Source organism: Thioalkalivibrio sp. ALR17-21 (assembly GCF_000420185.1).
GTDB lineage: Bacteria > Pseudomonadota > Gammaproteobacteria > Ectothiorhodospirales > Ectothiorhodospiraceae > Thioalkalivibrio > Thioalkalivibrio halophilus.
In genome coordinates, this window is record NZ_ATUL01000019.1 from 34,246 (window position 1) to 53,194 (window position 18,949).

An 18,949-nucleotide genomic window follows, 5' to 3' on the forward strand; every position below is an offset into this window, starting at 1 on the left:
GGCCCACCATGTCCACCAATTACGCCGATATGCAACTGGCGGTTGAACGCGAGAACGACAAGGACGCCGAAGGTCGAACGGAGGCCGCCGCTGGCCGGGAAACCAAACCGGCGGAACGCAACGACACCGCCGGGGCGATCGAATCGGCACACGATGACCGATTCGAGGTGATGGCGGATATGTTCCAGCGCTGGATTCCTGTGCTGGCACTCCCGCTGATTGCGTTCGGATTGCTGCTGGGGGGCTGGGCCTGGCTGCAGTCGACGGTCTCGCCGGACCTCCCGACGCCCGGGCAAGTGTGGGCCGAGGCCGTCTACCTGCTAAGCGATCCGTTCTACGACTACGGTCCGAACGACATGGGGATCGGCTGGCAGGTGATGTATTCCCTTGGCCGCGTCCTGGCGGGCTTCGGCCTGGCAGCACTGGTCGGCATTCCGCTGGGCTTGATGATGGGCGCTTCGCTCTCGATGCGCCGCGCCATTAGCCCGGTCGTGCAGCTGTTGCGTCCCGTGTCCCCGCTGGCCTGGCTGCCGCTCGGTCTGCTGGTGTTCCAGGCGGTCAATCCCTCCGCGATCTTCGTGATCTTCATCACCAGCATCTGGCCGATCCTCATCAATACCGCGGCCGGGGTCCAGGCCATCCCGCGTGACTACACCAACGTATCCCAGGTGCTCCGTCTCGGGCGCCTGGAGGCGGCGCGCAAGATCCTGATCCCCGCAACCATGCCCTACATCCTCACCGGCATGCGGTTGGCGCTGGGGATTGCCTGGATGGTGATCGTGGCGGCCGAGATGCTCACCGGCGGGGTCGGCATCGGATTCTTTATCTGGGACGAATGGAACAACCTCAATGTCGCTTCGATCATCGTGTCGATCTTCGTGATCGGTCTTGTGGGCATCGCCCTGGACGCTGGGGTGGGCCTGATCAAGAAACGCTTCGACTACGCGCCCGCGTAAGGAGAAACACATGAGTCACTATCTCAATCTCGATTATCTGGACATGACGTTTGCGACTCCACGCGGGCCGCTCAACGTGCTGAACAACGTGAATCTGAAGGTCCAGAAAGGCGAATTCGTATCCATCATCGGGCATTCCGGCTGTGGCAAGTCCACCGTTCTGAACATCGTGGCTGGGCTGCTGCGCGCAACCACTGGGGGCGTTCTTCTGGAAGAGCGCGAGGTAGTGGAACCCGGGCCAGAGCGTGCCGTGGTGTTCCAGAACCACTCCCTGCTGCCCTGGATGACGGTGTACGAGAATGTCCGTCTGGCCGTTGACAAAGTGCGCCGCGGAGCTCCCCAGGCCGAGCGCGACGCCTGGACGCTGGAGAATCTCGAACGTGTCCACATGACCCACGCGAAGGATCAGTACCCCGGTGAGATCTCCGGGGGTATGAAGCAGCGCGTCGGGATCGCCCGGGCGCTGGCGATGGAGCCCAAGGTCCTGCTGATGGATGAACCGTTCGGCGCGCTGGATGCGCTGACCCGGGCACATCTGCAGGACGAGGTCATGAAGCTGCGGTCGGATCTGGGCAACACCGTGCTGATGGTCACCCACGACGTGGACGAGGCGGTGCTGCTGTCCGACCGCATCGTGATGATGACCAACGGCCCGGCCGCGACCATCGGCGAGATCCTGGAGATCGACCTGCCAAAGCCGCGCGAGCGCCTGGTGATGGCCGACAACGCGCAGTACAACCACTACCGGGCCGAGGTGCTGCGCTTCCTCCACGAGCGTCACAAGAATCCCGAGTCGGAGGCCGCGTGATGGATACCGCGAACGACAAGCCGCGGCTGGTCCTGATCGGCAACGGCATGGCCGGGATGCGCACGGTCGAGGAGCTGCTGAAGCTCAAGCCGGACATGTACGACATCACCGTGTTCGGTGCCGAGCCCTGGGGCAACTACAACCGCATCATGCTCTCGCCGGTGCTGGCCTCGGAGAAGACCGTCGACGAGATCATGCTGAACGACGATGCCTGGTATGCCGAGCGCGGCATCACCCTGCACAAGGGCCGACGCATCGAACGGATCGACCGCGTGAACCGGCGGGTGATCGCCGAGGACGGCACCGAGGCGCCCTATGACCGCCTGCTGCTGGCGACCGGCTCCGACCCGGTGATGATCCCGGTGCCGGGGCATGAACTGGAGGGCGTGGTCGCTTTCCGCGACATCCACGACGTGGACGCGATGCTCGCGGCCAGCCGCGCACACAAGCATGCGGTGGTGATCGGCGGCGGCCTGCTGGGCCTGGAGGCCGCCAACGGCCTGATGCGCCAGGGCATGGAGGTCACCGTGGTGCACCTGATGGAGCACCTGATGGAGCGCCAGCTGGATGCCGAGGCCGCCGGGATGCTGCGCGGCTCGCTGGAGGAGCGCGGCATGCGTTTTCGCATGGCGCATCAGACCGAGACGATCCTGGGCGAGGGCCGCGTCACCGGTGTGCGCTTCACCGACGGCAGCGAGGTCGAGGCGGATCTGGTGGTGATGGCGGTCGGCATCCGCCCGAACACGGCGCTGGCCGCGTCCGCCGGGCTGCACTGCGAGCGCGGCGTGGTGGTGAACGACACCATGCAGACCTATGACCCGTCGATCTACGCGGTCGGCGAGTGCGTGCAGCACCGCGGCGCCACCTATGGCCTGGTCGCGCCCTTGTGGGAACAGGCAAAGGTCTGCGCCAACCACCTGGCCGAGTACGGTATCGGGCGCTACGAGGGCTCGATGACCTCCACCAAGCTGAAGGTGACCGGGATCGACCTGTTCTCCGCCGGCGACTTCACCGGTGACGAGACCACCGAGGACCTGGTGTTCAAGGATGCCGCGCGCGGCGTCTACAAGCGCCTGGTGCTGAAGGACAACCGCATCCAGGGGGTCGTGCTGTACGGCGATACCCTGGACGGCTCCTGGTACTTCCAGCTGATGCGCGACGCCACGCCAGTGGCCGACATCCGCGAGAACCTGCTGTTCGGCCAGGCGCATATCGGCGACTCCGGCCACGGCGACGAGGCCTCGCGGGTCGCGGCCATGCCCGACGAGGCCGAGATCTGCGGCTGCAACGGCGTGTGCAAGGGCGAGATCGTCCAGGCAATCAGCGAGCACAAGCTGTTCACGCTGGAGGACGTGCGCGCCCACACCAAGGCGTCGAACTCCTGTGGGTCCTGCACCGGGCTGGTGGAGTCCGTGCTCGCCACCACGCTGGGTGGAGACTACTCCGACGCCCCGGCGAAAAAGCCGGTCTGCGCCTGCACCGACCACAGCCACGACGAGGTGCGCGCGGCCATTGCCCGCGACGGCCTGAAGACCATGGACGCGGTGTTCGAGGCCCTCGACTGGAAGACCCCGAACGGCTGCCATGTCTGCCGTCCGGCGCTCAACTACTACCTGCTGGCGGCCTGGCCGAAGGACTACCAGGACGACGCCCAGTCGCGCTTCATCAACGAGCGCGCGCACGGCAACATCCAGAAGGACGGAACGTATTCCGTCGTGCCGCGCATCTGGGGCGGAGTGACCACGCCGGCCGAGCTGCGCGCGATTGCCGAGGTGGCCGAGCGCTACCAGGTGCCCACGGTCAAGTTCACCGGCGGCCAGCGCATCGACCTGCTGGGGGTGCAGAAGGCCGACCTGCCGGCGATGTGGCGCGATCTCGGCGCCGCCGGGTTTGTCTCCGGCCATGCCTACGGCAAGGCCCTGCGCACGGTGAAGACCTGTGTTGGCTCCGAGTGGTGCCGCTTCGGCACCCAGGACTCGACCGGACTCGGCATCCAGCTGGAGCGGATGACCTGGGGCTCCTGGACGCCACACAAGTTCAAGATGGCGGTCTCCGGCTGTCCGCGTAACTGCGCCGAGGCCACGATCAAGGACCTGGGCGTGGTCTGCGTGGACTCGGGCTACGAGCTGCACGTGGGCGGCAACGGCGGGGTGAAGGTGCGCGCCACCGACTTCCTCTGCAAGGTGGAGACCGAGGTCGAGGTGCTCGAATACGCCGGGGCCTTCATGCAGTTCTACCGCGAAGATGCGCGCTACCTGGAGCGCACCGCCCCGTGGATCGAGCGCGTCGGCCTGACCCGGGTGAAGGAACGCCTGGTGGACGACGCCGAGAACCGCGCGGCGCTGTACGCCCGCTTCCTGGAGTCGCAGGAGGTGGCGCAGGTGGACCCCTGGGCCGAACGCGCCGCCGGGCATGCGGCGCACGAGTTCATCCCGATCAAGCCGGTGGACGCGGCCCCGCGCCAGGGGGTGTCGGCATGAGCTGGCTTGCGATCTGTCCGCTCGAGGACATCCCGCCGCTGGGTGCACGCGTGGTGGCGGGCCCGAACGGCGACATCGCCGTGTTCCGCACTGCGGATGACCGCGTGTTTGCCCTGCGCGACCAGTGCCCGCACAAGGGCGGGCCACTGTCGCAGGGCATCGTCCACGGCGAGCGCGTGACCTGCCCGCTGCACAACTGGGTGATCGACCTGCAGTCCGGCGAGGCCACCGGGGCGGACAGTGGGTGCACCCATGCCTTCCCGATCCGGGTGACCGACGGTCAGGTGTGGCTGGACCTCTCCGGCGCCACGGCCAACGCTGCGGACGATTCCGCGGCGGTGCCGTCCGCCTGCCGCGAGGCGGGCTGAGATGGCTGCGGAACAGTCGGTCACCCGTACGACCTGCCCCTATTGCGGGGTGGGCTGCGGCGTGGAGGTGACCGCGACGCCGGAAGGCGAGTTTCCGGTCGCGGTGCGCGGCGACCCCGCCCATCCGGCGAATGCCGGTCGCCTGTGCTCCAAGGGCGCGGCACTGGCCGAGACCCTCGACGACGAGGGCCGGCTGCTGCACCCGGAGATCGGCGGGCGGCGTGTCGACTGGGAGACCGCGCTGGATCATGTGGCGAACGGCTTTCGCGAGACCATCGCGGCACACGGGCCGGATGCGGTCGCCCTGTACGTCTCCGGGCAGATCCTGACCGAGGACTACTACGTCGCCAACAAGCTGATGAAGGGCTTCATCGGTTTGGCCAATATCGATACCAACTCCCGGCTCTGCATGTCCACCGCCGTGGCCGCCCATACCCGCGCCTTCGGGGTGGATGGCGTGCCGGGGAGCTATACCGACCTCGAGCAGGCCGATCTGGTCGTGGTGACGGGCTCCAACATGGCCTGGGCCCACCCGGTCCTGTTCCAGCGCCTGCAGGCCGCCCGCGCGGCGCGCCCGGAGATGAAGCTGGTGGTGATCGACCCGCGGCGTACGGCCACCGCCCAGGCGGCCGACCTGCACCTGCCGCTGGCGCCGGGTACGGATGCCTGGCTGTTCAACGGCCTGCTGGACCATCTGCGCCGGGAGGATGCGCTGGACCCTGGCTTCCTGGAGCGGCATGTCGACGGCTTCGCCGACGCCCTGGCGGCCGCGCGGGCCTCCAGCCCGTCGATCGCCGCGACCGCCGAGGCCTGCGAACTGGAGCCGGAGGCGGTGGCAACGTTCTTCCAGTGGTTTGCCCGTACCGAACGCACCGTGACCGCCTTCTGCCAGGGCATCAACCAGTCCGACAGCGGCGTGGACAAGGCCGGGACGATCCTCAATGTGCACCTGGCCACCGGCCGTATCGGGCGCGCGGGCATGGGCCCGTTCTCGCTGACGGGCCAGCCGAACGCGATGGGCGGGCGCGAGGTCGGCGGACTGGCCAGCCAGCTGGCAGCCCACATGGGCTTCGACGACGCGGCCCTGGACCGGGTCGGACGTTTCTGGGGCGCACCGAACCTCGCGCGCCAGCCGGGGCTGAAGGCGCTGGACCTGTTCCGCGCGGTCGAGTCGGGGCAGGTGAAGGCGGTCTGGATCATCGGCACCAATCCGCTGTTCAGCCTGCCCGAGGCCGCGCGCTTCGAGCAGGCCCTGGCCGCATGCCCGCTGGTCGTGGTCTCCGACTGCGTGCGCGAGACCGAGACCACGCGGGTAGCCGACGTCCTGCTGCCGGCGACCACCTGGGGCGAGAAGGACGGCACGGTAACCAACTCCGAGCGCCGCATCTCGCGCCAGCGCCCGTTCCGGGCGCCCCCGGGCGAGGCCCGCCACGACTGGTGGGCGCTGGCCCGGGTCGCGCAGCGCCTGGGTTTCGCCGACGCCTTTCCCTATACCCGCCCGGGCGAGGTCTTCCGCGAGCATGCGGCGCTGTCCGCCTTCGAGAACCACGGCACGCGCGACTTCGACATCGGCGCGCTGGCCGGGCTGTCCGACGCCGAGTACGACGCCCTGGAGCCGGTGCAGTGGCCGCTGCCGGCGGGGAGTCGGACGGGCGCCGAACACCTCTATGCCGATGGCCGTTTCTTTACCGCCAGCGGCCGCGCGCAGCTCGCGGCCGTGACCCCCCAGACTCCGACCGACCCAGTCGATGCCGAGTATCCGCTGCGCCTGAACACCGGCCGCATCCGCGACCAGTGGCACAGCATGACCCGGACCGCACGCACCCCGCGCCTGAGTGCGCATCAGCCGGAACCGTTCGTCGAGATCCATCCGGTGGATGCCGGACTGTTCCGGGTCCAGGCCGGCGATCTCGCCGAGGTGACCAGTCGCCACGGTCGTCTGCTCGCGCGGGTGCAGGTGAGCCGCGAGCAGCGCCCGGGCAGCGTGTTCGTGCCCATGCACTGGAGCCGGCCGATCGCGCGGCTCGCCCGAGTCGATGCGCTGGTGCCCGCGCATGTCGACCCGGTCTCCGGGCAGCCAGCGTTCAAGCATACGGCCGTGGCCGCCCGCCCGGCGACGCTGGACTGGCACGGCTTCGTGCTGAGCCGCGAGCCGATCGCCGCGCCGGAGGCGGACTATGCGGTCACCGCCCGCGGTCCCCGACACCTGCGCACCGAACTGGCCGGGCGGGGCGCACCGCCCACGATGGATGCGTGGCGCGAGCGCCTGGACGGGCCGGGGGAATGGCTGGAGTTCGCCGACCCCGCCGGGGGACGCTATCGCGCCGCGCGGATTCACGAGGGCCGGCTCGCCTGCGTGCTGTTCGCGGGCCCCGACCGGGGCTTGCCCGAGCGCGAGTGGCTGGCCGGCCTGTTCGCGGCCGAGACGATCAGCGATACCGAGCGCATGGCGCTCCTGACCGGGCGACCGCCGAACGGCCAGGCCGCGCGCGGACGCATGGTCTGCGCCTGCTTCGGCGTGGACGAGACGCGTATCCGGGCCGCGATCCGCGAGCAGGGGCTGGCCACCTGCGAGGCCGTCGGTGCGGCCCTCGAGGCCGGGACCAACTGCGGCTCCTGTAGCCCCGAGATCCAGACCCTGTTGAATGAAGAAGCCGAGGCGCCCACGGACCCCGTGGCGCGGGAGGGATAAGCATGGAACACCTGCCGATCTATATGCAGTTGCACGGCCGCGAGGCCCTGGTGGTCGGGGCCGGGCCGGTGGCCACGCGCAAGGCCGCGCTGCTGCTGGAGGCCGGGGCGCGGGTGCGCCTGCGGGCCCCCGAGTACAGCGCCGCCGCCGAGCGCCTGCTGCGCGAACAACCGGGGGCGATCCGCCGCGATCCGGGGATCTATGACACCGAATGCCTGGCGGGGGTGGCGATCGTGATCGCCGCGACCGACGACGCGGCGGTGAACCGTCAGGTCTCGGAGGACTGCATCGCGCGTTCGATCCCGGTGAACGTGGCCGACCAGCCCGAGCTGTGCAGCTTCATCCTGCCGGCGATCGTGGAGCGCGGGCCGCTGACCATCGCGATCGGCTCCGGTGGCCGCGCCCCGGTGCTGGTGCGCCTGCTGCGCGCGAAGATCGAGAGCCTGATCCCGGCCGGCTATGGCCGGCTCGCCGATCTCGCCGGGCGTCTGCGCGACCGGGTGCGCACCCACTTTGACAGCGTGAACGCGCGCCGCGCGTTCTGGGAACGGGCCTTTGCCGGGCCAGCCACCGAGTTCGCCCTGGCCGGGCGCATGGACGCGGCCGAGGCGCGCCTGGAGCAGGAGCTGGCGGATGCCTCGGCCCGCACGCCGGGCGAGGTCTACCTGATCGGCGCCGGGCCGGGCGATCCCGACCTGCTGACCTTTCGCGCGCTGCGCCTGCTGCAGCAGGCGGATGTGGTCGTCTACGACCGGCTGGTGTCCTCCGAGGTGGTGAACCTGGCCCGGCGCGAGGCCGAGCGCTTCTATGTCGGCAAGGAGCGCGACCATCACTGCGTGCCGCAGGAGGAGATCAGCGCGCTGCTCTCCCGACTGGCGCGCGAGGGCAAGCGCGTGGCGCGGCTGAAGGGCGGCGACCCGTTCGTGTTCGGCCGGGGCGGCGAGGAGCTGGATGTGCTGGCGCGCGACGGCGTGGCCTACCAGGTCGTCCCCGGCATTACCGCGGCCAGCGGCTGCGCCGCCTATGCCGGCATACCGCTGACCCACCGCGACCATGCTCAGTCGGTGCGGTTCATCACCGGCCATACCCGCGAAGGGCGGCTGGATGTGGACTGGTCGCAGCTGACCAGTACCCGCGAGACCCTGGTGTTCTACATGGGCCGCAAGGGCGTGGGCGAGATCTGCCGGGGGCTGAAGGGTGCCGGCCGCGCCGGGCAGACCCCGGCGGCGATCATCGAGAACGGCACCACCGCCCGCCAGCGCGTGGTCAGCGGCACGCTGGATAAGCTGGCCGCGCGTGCCGAGCGCGAGCAGGTGGGTTCGCCCAGCCTGATCGTGATCGGCGAGGTAGCGGCCTGCCACGCGCGTCTGGCCTGGTTCCAGCCGGATGCCGGGGCCGCCACGGTGTTTCCGCAGCCGATGCCGATGTCGGGGCCGGGGTCGCGGGCCGCGGCGGCGAGCGCGGCGTGACGGCCGCATCCGTCCTGCCGGAGGTGGCGGCCAGTGGCCTCGCGGGTCGCCGCGTCGCCTTGCCTGAGAGCCGGGCGCTGGAGGTCTTCGCCGGTCTGCTGGAGCGGCGCGGGGCCGAGGTCTGGCGCTGTCCCCTTATCGCGATCCACGACAGCCCCGACCGCACGGCGATCGAGGCCTGGCTGCACCGGGCGATCGAGGCGCCGTTCGACCGCCTGATCTTCCTGACCGGCGAGGGCTTCACCCGCCTGACCGGTTTTGCCCGGAGTGCCGAACGCGAGGACGCCTGGCTGGCGGCCGTGGCGCGGACGCCGACCCTGGTGCGCGGCCCCAAGCCGGGGCGGGCAATGAAGCCCTTCGGCGTGCGGCCGGATGCGATCGCGGCCACACCGACGACCGAGGGCATCATCGAAACCCTTTCCGGACAGGATCGGGCCGGGCAGCATCTGGCCGGGCAGCGTATCGGGGTGCAGCTCTACGGCGCGGAACCCAACCGCCGCCTGCTCGAGTTCCTGGAGCAGGCGGGCGCCGAGGTCTTTCCCGTCTGGCCCTACCGCTATGCGGACGCCGCCGCGACCGGGCGCGTGACCGGGCTGATCGAGGCCCTGATCGCGGGGGAGGTGGATGCGATCGCCTTCACCAGCCAGGCCCAGGTGCGGCGCCTGCTGCGTGTCGCCCGTGACTCGGGGCATCAGGACACGCTGCTGGCAGCGCTCGGCCGGACCGTCGTCGCCGCGATCGGCCCGGTGGTGGCCGAGGAACTGCGCACCCACGGCATTTCTCCCGCGGTGGTCCCCGAAGGCCGCTACTTCATGAAGCCGCTGGTCTCGGCGCTTACCCGGCATCTGCGGGCGGCTGCGTAGGGAACTTGTGGCCCGGGCGGATGGCCCACGGATTGAATCCCCTGCGGTGATCCGGGCCATGAAACCAACGTCCACACGGCGTTCGCGCCGATCCTTCCTGCGCTGGATGGCCGGCTCCGCCCTTGCGGCCGGTGCCGGCTCGCCGGTCACCGCCAGGGTCGCCACCGCCGCGCCCATGCTCTTGCCGACCACGTACGGGCGCAGGTCCGTGTAACGTTCGTCCAGGGCGCGGAGCAGGGCGCGGGCGTCGACGGCCAGGGCCGTGTGGCCGGCCCAGTACCCGGCCGAGTCGGTGCGGCCGAAACCGCGCTGGTCCGGGGCGTAGACCGCAATGCCGCTGGCGGCCAGCGGGCGTGCGAGGGCGTGCATGCTGCCGCCGTAGTCATTGAAACCGTGCAGGGCGAGGACCACCCGTTCGGGCTCGCGCGGACCCCAGCGGCGCAGCGGCAGTTCGCTCCCGTCGGGCATCCGGGCCAGACCCTGTTCCAGCCGCGCGGGCTCGGGATTCTCGGTGGCCGGTGCGGGAAGGCCGGCGGGCGTGGCGGCGCAGCCACCGAGCAGCAGGCCGACCAGCAGTGCCGGGATGAGACGGGCGAGGCGTGTCATGCGCGCTCCGGAGGCGGCGGGGGGGTCAGGGCTTGCTGCGCAGGTCCAGGTCATAGAGGTTGTCGCCGCCCAGCCGGAACTCGCGAAACGGCGGTCGCAGTGCCCGCGACAGCGAGTCGATCGGAGGCAGGGTGATGCCCGGGCGGCCGGAGCCGATGATCATCGGGGCGATGGTGAGATGCAGGCGATCCAGGGTGTCCGCGGCCAGGAAACGCGAGACGGTACGCCCGCCGCCCTCCACCAGCAGGCGGTTCAGGCCGCGCGCCTCGAGGTGGTCGCGCACCCGGCGGGGGGCAAAGCGTTCGCGCTGTTCGCCGTCGGCCATTACCGTCTCGACGGGCAGCTCCGCGCGTTCCACGTGGGCCGGCAGGTGATCGGGGGCATGCCCGGGCTTGTGCAGGACCAGGGTGGTCGGCCCGCCGGCCGCGAACACCTTGTGATCGGCCGCGAGGCGGCCTTCGGGGTCCAGCACCACGCGCAGCGGATTGCGGCCCTCGACCTCGCGCACCGTCAGCTGCGGGTCGTCGCTGGCGACGGTGCCGGCACCCACCACGATGGCATCCACCAGGGCCCGCAGTCGGTGCAGGTGGCGGATGTCCTCCGGTCCGGTCACGTACTGGGAGTGCCCGGTATGCGTCGCGATCCGTCCGTCGAGACTCTGTCCCAGCTGGCCGATGGCGATGGTGTCGGGTTCGAGGATCGGGCCGTAGAGGTCCAGGACCTCGTGGGCGGCCGGGGCCAGCGGGCCCGGCAGGGGCTGGCAGGCCGCATTGTCACAGCGGGTCAGCAGCCATCGCCAGGCCCGCGCTTCGGTGATGATTTCTTCGCTCATGGCTTCTCCCCGAGCAGGGTTTGGGGACGGCGGCGGGGCAGTTGGGGTAGTCTGACCGTTCGAGGAGCTAACTTCATCAACCCGACTCCGTATGGAAGTACCCGATGCACAACGCCGATCGCGGGATCTTTGACCTTCGCCGGGGCCATCCGATTCGTGTCAGCGGTTCCGGAACGGATGTCCTTGCAGCGGCCGTCGAGGGCCTGACACCGGGACAGCTCGATCGTCTGACCGTGATGACCGGCGGACGGCCCCGTCTGATTCTAACCCCCCACCGGGCGTCGGCAATGGGCTGGCCGCAACCGCTGGAAGAAGGCTGGGAAGGCGTGGCGCTGCAGCCGACCGGCACGGTGGATCCGGAATCGCTGTTTGTCCTCGCCAGCGCGCCCGAAGGCTCCGATGATGCCAGTTCCGCCGCCCGCCTGCTGGAAGGCGCGGTGCTCCAGCGCGCCGGCGAGAGCGAGGCCGCCGCGCTGGAGCTGGTTCGTGCCGGTCGGCTGCTGCCGGCGGTGGTGACGGCCTTCATCCCCGATCCGGAGCCCGAGGCGATCGCCTCGGCGGTGGCAGACGGCATGCTGCTGGACGTGGACGCCGCGCAGGCGCGCGAGGTGGCGGAGCATCCGCGCCTGGAGCTGGCGCATGTCAGCGAGGCCCCGGTACCGCTGGCGGACGCTCCGGTGACCCGGTTCATGCTGTTTCGCGAGGGCAACGGGATCCAGGAACACGTGGCGGTGGTGATCGGCGAGCCGAGCCGCTGGCCGGATCCGGTGCCGGTGCGCCTGCATTCGGCCTGCCTGACCGGCGACCTGTTCGGCAGCCTGCGCTGCGACTGCGGGGATCAGCTGCGTCGCGGGGTCAAGATGATCAACGACAGCGGTGGCGGGGTGCTGCTGTATCTCGCTCAGGAAGGCCGCGGCATCGGTCTGGCCAACAAGCTGCGCGCCTACACCATGCAGCATGCCGGCATGGACACCATCGACTCCGACTGCCAGCTCGGCTTCGGTGCCGACGGGCGCCGCTACGAGGCGGCGGTAGAGATGCTGGAGTTCCTCGGGATCGACCGTGTGCGCGTGCTGACCAACAATCCTGCCAAGATCGACGCCCTGCGTGCCGGCGGGATCGAAGTGGCGTCGCGCGAGCCGGTGCATGGCACCGTCAACCCGCACAACCTGCGCTATCTCAGCACCAAGGCGGATCGTGGCGGGCACTGGCTGGAAGAACTGCTCGCCGCCGAGGCCGAGCGCGGCTAGGGGGGTGCTCAGACCCCCTTGATCTGATCGTCGCGCCAGGCGTAGAGGAAGCGCTGCTGCGACTCGGTCAGGGTGTCGAGGCCGATGCCCAGGGTCTCCAGCTTGAGCTCGGCCACCTCGCGGTCCACCGCGTCGGGCACCGGGTGGACACCGGGCTCCAGCCCCGCCGCGCGCTCGACCAGATGGCAGGCGGCGACGATCTGCATGGCGAAGGTCTGATCCATCACCTCGGCCGGGTGGCCCATGGCGGTGGGCGTGGCCAGATTCACCAGCCGGCCCTCGCAGACCAGATGCAGGCGGCGGCCGTCGGCCAGGCGATACTCCATGATGCCCGGCCGCGCTTCGTGCGGCGGCTCGACGCTCAGCCCCGCCAGCGCCTCGGCGTCGATCTCCACGTTGAAGTGGCCGGCGTTGGCCAGCAGCGCGCCGTCGGCCATCGCCTCGAAGTGCTCGGCGCGGATCACGTCGCGGTTGCCGGTGGTGGTGATGAAGATCTCGCCCCAGGCGGCCGCCTCCAGCATCGGCATCACCTCGAAGCCGGCCATGTGGGCGCGCAGTGCCTGGCGCGGTTCGATCTCGGTGATCGCCACCCGCGCCCCCAGCGCCCGCGCCTTGGCGGCGATGCCGAGACCGCAGTCACCAAAGCCGGCCACCACCACCCGCTTGCCGGCCAGCAGCAGATTGGTGGTCAGCAGCAGGTTGGTGAGCGACGACTCGCCGGTGCCGTGGATGTTGTCGAACTCGTGCTTCATCGGCGTGTTGTTCACCGCATAGGCGGGGAACGGCAGGGCGTCGGCGCGCGCCATCGCCTGCAGCCGCTGCACGCCGGTGGTGGTCTGCTCGCACATGCCGATGAACTCGTCGAGCAGCGCCGGGCGCTGGTGGACCAGCCGCGCAGTCAGCTCGGCGGCGTCGTCGAGGATGAAGCTCGGTCCGTGGTCCAGCGCCTGCAGGTGCAGAGCTTCCAGCTCTTCCTCGGAGACCCCGCGCCGGGCGTAGCCGGTGATGCCGTCCTGCTCGTTGAGGGCGGCGACCACGTCGTCCTGGCTGGAGCCCGGCTCGCTGCCGGTGAACACCACCTCGGCGCCGGCGGTGGCGAGCGTCTCGACGAACACGCCCGTCTTGGCCTCCACATGGGAGCAGACACCCAGGGTGATGCCGGCCAGCGGCCGGCTGTGGCCGAGGCGTTCACGCAGGGCGGCGTGCACCGGCATGTGCTCCCGTGCCCAGGCGAGTTTCTGGCGACCCTGTTCGATGTCCGCGGCCATGACGTCCTCCCGTGAATGCGAAAGGCGGGAGTGTGCCGCGCCCCGGTGGGGACGTCCACCGTCGTCAGAGCAGGGCCACCACGAGGATGGCCACCAGGCCCAGGGCGAGCAGGCCGAGCATGACCACGGGCGAGGCCCCCGCGGCACGCTGCGCCCGCCGGCCCGCGCGGCCCTTGAAGGTCATCGCCAGGGCATGCGAGGCGGCATCGAGATGAGCATGCAGTTCCGCGTGCAGCCGCCGCGACCGTTCTTCATCGAGGGGTTCGAGAATCCGGCCTTCGACTCGTGCCCGGCCGTTGTCGAAGCCGACGGTCACGATATCCACCGGCCAGTGGCGTTCGGCGCGGAACAGGTCGACCAGCGCGGTCTGCGCGCTGGGGCTGGTCCTGAGGGCCTCGTGATCTGCTGCAGAGGCGGCGCTAATGCGCACACGCCGGGTCAGCCGTGAATCCGGCAGGGGGCGTTCCAGCGGCCCCAGCAAAGGGCGCAGCAGGCGCTGCCACCAGCGTCGGCGCCGGAGGATCAGACGAAGGTCCGGCGGGGCGTCCCGCTCGATCCGGAGCAGGTCGCCGGACGCGGCTGCCTGCGACGGGGTCCCGGGGGACGCGCCCGATGCGGGCCCGGGCAGGTCCGCGCGCAGCGGGGCGGGGTGCCCGGGCGGATGCATGGGTGAATGCATGGGTGAAGGTCCCTCCGATTCAGCATCTTGGCCAGACCTTGAGGGAATTCACACGGCGGAACAATACACCCAATGGGCCATTCCGTTAGCCGGGCGTGAAGCCGCGCGGCCCGCGCCGCGTCGGGCTACTGCATGACCCAGTTGCCGTAGACGTCGCGGCAGGCGGTGCCGGTGATGGTCTCCGCTTCGCCGTCGATGGTCGCCAGCACTTCGTATTCGCGGCACGGGCGGCCGTCGCGTTCATAGGTACGTTTCGGCGTGGCCCGGTACTGCTGTCCGGTGTTGGGATTGCGCCACTCCCGGGTTTCGCGGTCGGGGGCGGTCTCCAGGGTCTGCTGCACGCGCATGCGGTCGACCTCGTCCATGGAGCGGCCGATGGCACCGCCAATGGCCGCACCGGCGAGGGTCCCCGCGATGGTGGCGGCCATCTGCCCGCGGCCGCCGCCGATCTGGCTGCCGATGACGCCCCCGGCCGCGCCGCCGATGACCGCGCCGGTCTGTTCGCGGGTGGGAGGGTGGGTGCAGGCGGCCAGGGCCAGGGCGGTGCCGCCAACGATGGTGACGATGAGGGACTGGCGAACGAACTTCATGGTTTTCTCCCCACGGCCGCCCACCGCGCCGCGTGAATGCGGACCTGCAGCCTTGACGTGCCGTTGTAATGGTTCCATTCAGGAGACCCCGCAAGCTGTATCCGGGTTCCCGGCGGCCACGGATCCCGTGCATCCGGTTCCAGCGCATTGAACCAGATCCCCTGCAGGTCACCATCGGCCGTCTCCAGACGCAGCCGCAGATGGCGTCCGTCGCCCATCCGGCGCAGGCCGCGCAGTTCGCCTTCCCAGACGAACACCGGGCGCGGGAAACCGCGGCCCCAGGGGGCGAGGGCGTCGATCTGCTCGAGGGTCCCGGCCGCCAGGGCACGCGGGGACGGGCCCTCGCCATCGATCTCCAGCACCGGGCCGGGTGTCCAGCCGTGCTCGCGCTGACTGTCGGCGCAGACCCGTTCCCAGGCCCGGGCCAGGCGTTCGCGGTCGGCGCGGGCCAGCGTCAGGCCGCCTGCCTGCGCGTGGCCGCCGTATTTCTCCAGCAGATCGGGTTCGGCGGCGGCCATCGCGGCGAATGCATCGGCGACATGGAAGCCGGGCACCCCGCGCGCGGAGCCGGTCACCCGCCGGTCGCACTCCCATACCGGCGATACGCACAGCACCGGCAGGCCGCGGGCCTCGACCATGCGCGAGGCGATGATGCCGTGTACCCCCGGGTGGCCGTCGGGCAGCCACAGGCACAGACCCGAGACCCCGCGGGCGGCGGCCCGGGCGGCCTCCTCGCGGGCACGCACGGTGAGCTCGCGCTCGATGCGGCGCCGGTTTTGGTTCTCTTCGTCCAGAGCCGACCACCAGTGCTCGGCTTCCGCTTCGTCCTCCGCCAGCAGGAAGCGGACCCCGGCCATTGCCTCGTCCAGGCGGCCGCGGGCGTTGATGCGCGGGCCCAGGCCGAAGGCCAGGTCGGATTCATCCAGCGGGCGCTCCCCGCCGGTGAGCCGCCGCGCCGCGACCCGCCAGCAGGGGCGGGTGTCGTCGGCGTTCATGCGCCGCAGGCCCTGATGGACCACCACCCGGTTGTTGAGGCTGTCGCCCAGCGTCACGCAGTCGGCCACGGTGCCCGCGGCCACTTCGGCCAGCAGGTCGATCAGCAGTGCCCGCCCGGCGGCATCCTCGCGCCCGGTGTCCTGCTGGCGCAGGCGGTGGACGCGCATCAGCAGCAGCCAGGCCACCATGCAGCCGGCGATGGCGGGGTCGCCATAGCGGCTGTCGCTGCGCGCCGGGCTGACGCAGGCCAGCGCCGAGGCGGGCACGCCGTCTGTCGGGATCACGTGATGGTCGGTGACGATGGTGTCGATGCCGGCGGCGTGCAGGCGGGCGATGCGTGCCTCGTCGCCGGATCCGTTGTCGGCGGTGATTACCAGATCCGGCCGGGGGTGGGCGGCGAGGATACGGTCGGCCAGGGCATCGGACAGGCCGTAGCCCTCGCGCAGCCGGTGGCCGATCCAGGACTGCAGACGCACCTCCGGGTGACCCAGTACCCGGGTCAGGCCGCGATACAAAAGCGCGTGACTGGTGACCCCGTCGACGTCGTGGTCGGTTTCCAGGGCCACGGTCTCGCCGGCCTCCAGCGCCCGCAGGATGCGCCGTGCCGCCGTGTCCAGATCGGGCAGGGCATCGGGGGGCGTCAGGGCGCGCAGCGGGCGTTCGACGAAGCCGGCCCGCAGGACCTGCGTGTCGGTCTCGCTCACCCGGGCGGCGATCAGGCGGGCCTGCAGCGGGGTCAGTCCGGCCGCGCGCGCCGCGGCCTCCACGTCCGGGTCCGGCTGGCGCCGGACCCAGGTCGGCTCCGGCGGGGGCGCAAGGTTCTGATCAGGCGGGGGATCCGTGCTGGACATCGGGGCACCGCGACCGTGGGTCGTCGGGAAACGGGCGCACAGGATAGAGGGGGCGGCGCGTACCGGGAAGTGTCCCGTCCGCGGGCAGGGCAACGCCCGTCCCGGGAAGCGGTTCGGTCCGTCAGTGGTCGGACGCCGCCGCGGGCCACAGGGCCGGCCACAGGCGCAGGGTCAGCAGCGCCAGCCCGGCCGTGGCGAGGGTGATCCCGGCGGCGGCCAGTGCCGGACCGACGAGCCAGCCGCCGATGGCGGTGACGGCGGCCCCGGCGTTGAGCAGGCCCCACTGGGTCCAGGACCACGGGCCCGCGCGCACCGGCCGCTCCATGAACCGCGGGATCATGTGTTCCGCCAGCCCGGCGATGAACGGGGTGATAAAGCCGAGCAGGAAGACATGCAGCGCACCCGGCCATGGCCCGTCGGGTGGCAGCAGGCCGCCGTGCAGCGCCAGCAGGCCCCCGGCGATCGCCAGCCACACGACCGCGGACAGCAGATGGGCACGGCTGGACGGCGCCAGGGCGATGCCCACCGGCGCCGAGTGGCCGCTGCGCTCGGGCGTGCCGGCCACGATTTCGCGCGCCTCCTCCGGACTCTGCACACCGACCCCGCGCAGTTCGCCGTCCACGACCAGTGCGGGGACGGTCTTCAGGCGCAGCCGCTGGACCAGTTCGCGGCCTTCGGGCGTGCCCATGTCCACCACGCTGAAGTCGAACTCGCGTTCGGCCGCGATCTGGCTCCACACGGCCTCGGCCGAATCGCAGGAGGGGCACCACTGAGAGACAAGAAGCTGTACGCGCATGCGTGCCTCCGGGATCAGTCGGCGCAGCGCATGCACTGCACGCCGTAACGTTCGATCCACTGTTCCAGCGACTCGCGGGCCCGCTCCCCGGTGTACAGGTGCTCGCGCGCGGTCTCGGGGTCGTCCGGGCGCAGGCGCAGCAGCCAGGCCTCGTCGTAGGGTGCACGGTTGACCAGGTCGGGCTGTGCGGTCACCGCGGTATTCACCTCCTCGATGGTGCCGTCGAACGGTGCGGGCACTCCGCCGGCCCATTTGCCGGATTCCAGCCGTGCCAGCGTCTTGCCCTGCCTGCGGTGCGTGCCGGGGCGCTTGAACGTGGTGTACTGCAGGCGCCCGGCCATGGTCTGCGCCGGGTCGGTCAGCCCCAGGGTAAAACAGCCGTCGGCCTCCTCGCGGGCCCACAGGTAATCCAGATCGTAGTAGAGATCCTCGGGGATCTCGCAGCCGCGATATTCGCTCATGATCAGGCCTCCCCGGGGCCGCGCCGGCGCACCGTGAGCAGGATGTTGAGGGTGAACAGCAGCATGGCCGCCCAGGTCAGCAGGCCCCCCGCGAGCAGGATCTCGCGGCTGCCGGCCAGCCAGCCGGCGGCCATCGCCGGCAGACCGGCGTTGGCCAGCACGAACTGGGCATCGGCGGTGCGCTCGGAAAACAGGTTGCGTCCCGAAAAGCGGGGCAGGGCATGGAGGCCGATCCCGTAGATCATCATGGTGACGAAGCCCAGCAGCATCAGGTGGGCATGCAGGCGCACCGCATCGCCGGTGATCGTGCCCGGCGCCAGCAGCCAGAGGACGGCCACCCCGCCACCGAGCAGGGCATAGACGAGAGCGATGGTGATGAACAGACGGTTGCGCGTCAGCACGCCTTTCTCCATTCCGAAAAGATTTATACTGAATCAACCTTATAGTCGGAAGGTGTCGGGGTCAACGTATCTGTGCTAGAGAAAAAGGGGTTTTGCAATCCACGGTAAGAAAATAGAACTTGCTAATTACATACATCTGCGATTAGCGTTCCCGGCTCCACCTGAATACCGAGGAATGTCTGCATGCTGGAATCCGGGACCCGCGAGATCGTCAAATCCACCGTGCCCGTGCTGGCGGAGCACGGCGAAACCATCACCCGGCGTTTCTATGCCCGGATGTTCGAGGCCCATCCGGAGCTCAGGAACGTCTTCAACCAGGCGCATCAGGCCGCCGGTGAACAGCCGCAGGCCCTGGCCCGGGCAGTGATGGCGTGGGCCGAGCACATCGACGAGCCGCAGGTGCTGGAAGACACCGTGCGCCGGATCGCACACTAGGGAAACACTGATCAATGTACACGTTCGCGCTCGAGTCGCTTTTGCGTGCGAACAAGGCGCGGCGACCGCCGTGCAGTCATTCTGCACAAGGGAGCCGCAACGCCGTGCGCGCGCCCGTTTTTGATCAACAACGGGCGGCCGAGCCCCT

17 protein-coding genes and 1 pseudogene are annotated in these 18,949 nt (G+C 70.3%); 9 read left to right on the plus strand and 9 right to left on the minus strand.

Features of this window, described 5'->3' with window-relative positions; all coding sequences use genetic code 11:
- Positions 1 to 8 precede the first annotated feature (8 nt).
- Genes ntrB through G020_RS0110505 form a run of 7 tightly spaced genes read left to right on the plus strand, consistent with a single transcriptional unit; the run spans position 9 to position 9,636 of the window.
- Positions 9 to 956 (plus strand): nitrate ABC transporter permease, encoded by a 948-nt coding sequence (gene ntrB, locus G020_RS0110475; protein ID WP_019570561.1) that lies wholly within the window; start codon positions 9 to 11, stop codon positions 954 to 956.
- Between the two features lie 10 nt (positions 957 to 966).
- Complete coding sequence (locus tag G020_RS0110480) at positions 967 to 1,764, plus strand: ABC transporter ATP-binding protein (protein ID WP_019021053.1); 798 nt, start codon at positions 967 to 969, stop codon at positions 1,762 to 1,764.
- Positions 1,764 to 4,244 (plus strand): nitrite reductase large subunit NirB, encoded by a 2,481-nt coding sequence (gene nirB / locus G020_RS0110485; protein ID WP_019021052.1) that lies wholly within the window; start codon positions 1,764 to 1,766, stop codon positions 4,242 to 4,244. Before G020_RS0110480 ends, nirB begins: the two co-directional genes overlap by 1 nt.
- Complete coding sequence (gene nirD / locus G020_RS0110490; protein WP_019021051.1) at positions 4,241 to 4,612, plus strand: nitrite reductase small subunit NirD; 372 nt, start codon at positions 4,241 to 4,243, stop codon at positions 4,610 to 4,612. The genes nirB and nirD overlap by 4 nt, the downstream gene beginning before the upstream one ends.
- Position 4,613: 1 nt before the next feature.
- Positions 4,614 to 7,304 carry a nitrate reductase gene (locus tag G020_RS0110495; protein WP_019021050.1) on the plus strand — a complete coding sequence of 897 codons (2,691 nt, stop codon included), beginning with the start codon at positions 4,614 to 4,616 and terminating at the stop codon, positions 7,302 to 7,304.
- Between the two features lie 2 nt (positions 7,305 to 7,306).
- Positions 7,307 to 8,773, plus strand: a complete 1,467-nt coding sequence (cysG, locus tag G020_RS0110500; RefSeq protein ID WP_019021049.1) for a siroheme synthase CysG — start codon at positions 7,307 to 7,309, stop codon at positions 8,771 to 8,773.
- Positions 8,770 to 9,636 carry a uroporphyrinogen-III synthase gene (locus G020_RS0110505; RefSeq protein ID WP_019021048.1) on the plus strand — a complete coding sequence of 289 codons (867 nt, stop codon included), beginning with the start codon at positions 8,770 to 8,772 and terminating at the stop codon, positions 9,634 to 9,636. Before cysG ends, G020_RS0110505 begins: the two co-directional genes overlap by 4 nt.
- On the opposite strand, the pseudogene G020_RS15535 reads toward G020_RS0110505, so the two are convergent.
- Positions 9,580 to 10,296: pseudogene (locus G020_RS15535) on the minus strand (alpha/beta hydrolase); the annotation flags it as partial. The gene G020_RS0110505 and the pseudogene G020_RS15535 sit on opposite strands and share 57 nt — an antisense overlap.
- Complete coding sequence (locus G020_RS0110510; RefSeq protein ID WP_018871195.1) at positions 10,268 to 11,074, minus strand: RibD family protein; 807 nt, start codon at positions 11,072 to 11,074, stop codon at positions 10,268 to 10,270. The pseudogene G020_RS15535 and the gene G020_RS0110510, both read right to left, overlap by 29 nt.
- A 104-nt stretch (positions 11,075 to 11,178) precedes the next feature.
- On the opposite strand from G020_RS0110510, the gene ribA reads away from it, so the two are divergent.
- Positions 11,179 to 12,324: a GTP cyclohydrolase II RibA gene (ribA, locus tag G020_RS0110515; protein WP_019021047.1), complete on the plus strand. Its 1,146-nt coding sequence runs from the start codon at positions 11,179 to 11,181 to the stop codon at positions 12,322 to 12,324.
- 8 nt (positions 12,325 to 12,332) lie between these two features.
- Here the strand turns inward: ribA and G020_RS0110520 are convergent, their stop codons facing one another.
- From G020_RS0110520 to G020_RS0110550, 7 genes are all read right to left on the minus strand, one after another.
- Entirely contained in the window at positions 12,333 to 13,592 is a 1,260-nt protein-coding gene (locus G020_RS0110520) for an adenosylhomocysteinase (RefSeq protein WP_019590590.1), read from the minus strand.
- A gap of 64 nt (positions 13,593 to 13,656) precedes the next feature.
- Positions 13,657 to 14,271, minus strand: coding sequence for a hypothetical protein (locus tag G020_RS0110525; protein WP_231363075.1), 615 nt, complete (start codon positions 14,269 to 14,271; stop codon positions 13,657 to 13,659).
- Positions 14,272 to 14,396: 125 nt separating this feature from the next.
- Positions 14,397 to 14,861 (minus strand): glycine zipper 2TM domain-containing protein, encoded by a 465-nt coding sequence (locus G020_RS0110530; RefSeq protein WP_018871199.1) that lies wholly within the window; start codon positions 14,859 to 14,861, stop codon positions 14,397 to 14,399.
- A complete protein-coding gene (locus G020_RS0110535) occupies positions 14,858 to 16,708 on the minus strand; it encodes a DHH family phosphoesterase (protein WP_024329560.1) in 1,851 nt (616 codons plus the stop codon). Before G020_RS0110535 ends, G020_RS0110530 begins: the two co-directional genes overlap by 4 nt.
- A 121-nt stretch (positions 16,709 to 16,829) precedes the next feature.
- Positions 16,830 to 17,504 (minus strand): thioredoxin family protein, encoded by a 675-nt coding sequence (locus G020_RS0110540; RefSeq protein ID WP_024329561.1) that lies wholly within the window; start codon positions 17,502 to 17,504, stop codon positions 16,830 to 16,832.
- Between the two features lie 14 nt (positions 17,505 to 17,518).
- Positions 17,519 to 17,965 (minus strand): glycine cleavage system protein H, encoded by a 447-nt coding sequence (locus G020_RS0110545; RefSeq protein ID WP_019590586.1) that lies wholly within the window; start codon positions 17,963 to 17,965, stop codon positions 17,519 to 17,521.
- Positions 17,966 to 17,967: 2 nt separating this feature from the next.
- Complete coding sequence (locus G020_RS0110550; protein WP_018871203.1) at positions 17,968 to 18,366, minus strand: hypothetical protein; 399 nt, start codon at positions 18,364 to 18,366, stop codon at positions 17,968 to 17,970.
- A gap of 183 nt (positions 18,367 to 18,549) precedes the next feature.
- On the opposite strand from G020_RS0110550, the gene G020_RS0110555 reads away from it, so the two are divergent.
- Positions 18,550 to 18,801: a globin domain-containing protein gene (locus tag G020_RS0110555; protein WP_018871204.1), complete on the plus strand. Its 252-nt coding sequence runs from the start codon at positions 18,550 to 18,552 to the stop codon at positions 18,799 to 18,801.
- Positions 18,802 to 18,949: the final 148 nt, after the last annotated feature.

Excerpts from the sequence above, each read along its gene's own strand:
- G020_RS0110510 (WP_018871195.1), bottom strand. The coding sequence starts at position 11,074 with ATGAGCGAAGAAATCATCACCGAAGCGCGGGCCTGGCGATGGCTGCTG.
- G020_RS0110495 (WP_019021050.1), top strand. The coding sequence starts at position 4,614 with ATGGCTGCGGAACAGTCGGTCACCCGTACGACCTGCCCCTATTGCGGG.
- G020_RS0110540 (WP_024329561.1), bottom strand. The coding sequence starts at position 17,504 with ATGCGCGTACAGCTTCTTGTCTCTCAGTGGTGCCCCTCCTGCGATTCG.
- G020_RS0110525 (WP_231363075.1), bottom strand. The coding sequence starts at position 14,271 with ATGCATTCACCCATGCATCCGCCCGGGCACCCCGCCCCGCTGCGCGCG.
- G020_RS0110545 (WP_019590586.1), bottom strand. The coding sequence starts at position 17,965 with ATGAGCGAATATCGCGGCTGCGAGATCCCCGAGGATCTCTACTACGAT.
- cysG (WP_019021049.1), top strand. The coding sequence starts at position 7,307 with ATGGAACACCTGCCGATCTATATGCAGTTGCACGGCCGCGAGGCCCTG.
- G020_RS0110530 (WP_018871199.1), bottom strand. The coding sequence starts at position 14,861 with ATGAAGTTCGTTCGCCAGTCCCTCATCGTCACCATCGTTGGCGGCACC.
- ribA (WP_019021047.1), top strand. The coding sequence starts at position 11,179 with ATGCACAACGCCGATCGCGGGATCTTTGACCTTCGCCGGGGCCATCCG.
- G020_RS0110535 (WP_024329560.1), bottom strand. The coding sequence starts at position 16,708 with ATGTCCAGCACGGATCCCCCGCCTGATCAGAACCTTGCGCCCCCGCCG.
- G020_RS0110555 (WP_018871204.1), top strand. The coding sequence starts at position 18,550 with ATGCTGGAATCCGGGACCCGCGAGATCGTCAAATCCACCGTGCCCGTG.
- ntrB (WP_019570561.1), top strand. The coding sequence starts at position 9 with ATGTCCACCAATTACGCCGATATGCAACTGGCGGTTGAACGCGAGAAC.
- G020_RS0110520 (WP_019590590.1), bottom strand. The coding sequence starts at position 13,592 with ATGGCCGCGGACATCGAACAGGGTCGCCAGAAACTCGCCTGGGCACGG.
- nirB (WP_019021052.1), top strand. The coding sequence starts at position 1,764 with ATGGATACCGCGAACGACAAGCCGCGGCTGGTCCTGATCGGCAACGGC.
- nirD (WP_019021051.1), top strand. The coding sequence starts at position 4,241 with ATGAGCTGGCTTGCGATCTGTCCGCTCGAGGACATCCCGCCGCTGGGT.
- G020_RS0110480 (WP_019021053.1), top strand. The coding sequence starts at position 967 with ATGAGTCACTATCTCAATCTCGATTATCTGGACATGACGTTTGCGACT.